Consider the following 1,571-nt stretch of genomic DNA (forward strand, 5'->3'; position numbering starts at 1 on the left):
ATTAAATAACTTTATTATCACTTTGCATTTTAATCTATTATTACTTTTTTTCCTCTTTTGTTTATTTATAGGAAATAGAGAAATAAATGAGATGGGAAAGTAAACTTTACAATGCTCCTTCGTATTTATAACTAAAAAGAGTCGAATACCTGCAAATAAAAGTAGTTTTTACCGATTATACTTTGAAAAAAATCAAATATTATGGAGAAGATAGTTATGCGAAGTGGTGTAAGGCGTTCTTTTCCAGTAGATATTACGCATTAAATGCTCATGTGTATTGATAATCACTAGTTAACACTTCCATGTCTAAAGGCAGAGTAAAATCCAGTATCATGAAATCTATGATGTACGTTGAATGTATGAAATAGGAGGCTTCCATTTCATACAGTTTGGCGGCGTAACGCAAATATTTCGGCTAAATTAATAAATAAATTATCTAACAAAAATAAGCGCTCTAACTTTGGGTAGAACGCCATTTTACCGTAATATATGGCCCGGAAAGGGCTCGAACTCAATACCTCCATACTGTAAAGGTGGGGGTTTATTGTATTACTTTTCTTCCTGCATTATAAATTTCCAAAAACGTTTTAATTCTTCACGTTTTTGGGATGGAGCAAGTTTTATATCATTTAACCATTGATCTAGTTCTGAATCATTTCTTTTCCCTTCAGCATCAAAATCTCTCCCTAGAAGAAAATCAGTAGATACTTTAAAGTAATCTGCTATACGTATCAAGGTATTGTAATCAGGTTGACGTTCATTACGTTCATACATACCAATTGTACTTTCACTTAGTTGAAGAGATTGAGCCAGTTCTTTTTGCGTAATTCCTTTTTGTTTTCTTAAATCACGAATTATATTTCCAAACGTTTTCATTCTATCACCTGATAATATATTAACACAATATGTGTTAATATATTAAAACTTTTAATAATTGATAATTGAAATCTATTGACAACACATTTCGTGCGGTTTATATTTTAATTAACAACACGAAATGTGGTTTTGGGGGTGAGAATGTATGAATTATGAAAGAGTAGCTGAAAATCTAATTAATTTAAGAAATGGGAGATCTAGAGAAGAGGTGGCAAAAGCAGTCGGAATCAGTATTAGTACATTGCAGATGTATGAAAATGGACAGAGAATCCCACGAGATAATATAAAAATAAAATTAGCGAATTTTTATGGTGTTACAGTTCAAACAATTTTTTTTGATTCAGAACAACACGAAGTGTGTTGAATAATGTTAGATTTTTAAGATGATGTAGTGATTTTTTAGAAATGTAAGTTTAGAAAGTGTTTTAGGTAATTTTACATAAAAAGGTAATGTTTTTATCATTATATATAAATTGTAGAGGTGTATTTGCATGAACATGAAAACATTTGAAGTGCGTGAAAAACGATTAGCAGAACTATTAGGTGCAAAGGTACTATGGGAATTTATCAGTGCTGTAACAGAGGAAATTGAAAAGCAGGAATTAGAGTCTACACCAGGTTTGTTAGAAGATCTATTCATACATGTAAAAGAAACCATTCAAATTCAAAATATGAATCAACGCATAACAAAAGCC

Annotated in this window: 2 protein-coding genes and 1 pseudogene; 2 read left to right on the forward strand and 1 reads right to left on the reverse strand. The window is 30.6% G+C overall.

The genetic code is table 11. The features are described from left to right. Nucleotides 1-549: 549 nt before the first annotated feature. Nucleotides 550-876 carry a helix-turn-helix domain-containing protein gene (locus DN403_RS26820; RefSeq protein ID WP_000846661.1) on the reverse strand — a complete coding sequence of 109 codons (327 nt, stop codon included), beginning with the start codon at nt 874-876 and terminating at the stop codon, nt 550-552. Between the two features lie 145 nt (nt 877-1,021). Here DN403_RS26820 and DN403_RS26825 point away from each other — a divergent pair, with 145 nt between their 5' ends. Both DN403_RS26825 and DN403_RS26830 read left to right on the forward strand, forming a co-directional pair. Then, entirely contained in the window at nt 1,022-1,240 is a 219-nt protein-coding gene (locus DN403_RS26825; protein WP_001105580.1) for a helix-turn-helix transcriptional regulator, read from the forward strand. A 127-nt stretch (nt 1,241-1,367) separates the two neighbouring features. Further along, a pseudogene (locus DN403_RS26830) lies at nt 1,368-1,571 on the forward strand (hypothetical protein); the annotation flags it as partial.

The sequence above is a fragment of the Bacillus sp. AY2-1 genome (assembly GCF_008368965.1).
GTDB classification, from domain to species: domain Bacteria; phylum Bacillota; class Bacilli; order Bacillales; family Bacillaceae_G; genus Bacillus_A; species Bacillus_A thuringiensis_S.

Excerpts from the sequence above, each read along its gene's own strand:
- DN403_RS26820 (WP_000846661.1), bottom strand. The coding sequence starts at position 876 with ATGAAAACGTTTGGAAATATAATTCGTGATTTAAGAAAACAAAAAGGA.
- DN403_RS26825 (WP_001105580.1), top strand. The coding sequence starts at position 1,022 with ATGAATTATGAAAGAGTAGCTGAAAATCTAATTAATTTAAGAAATGGG.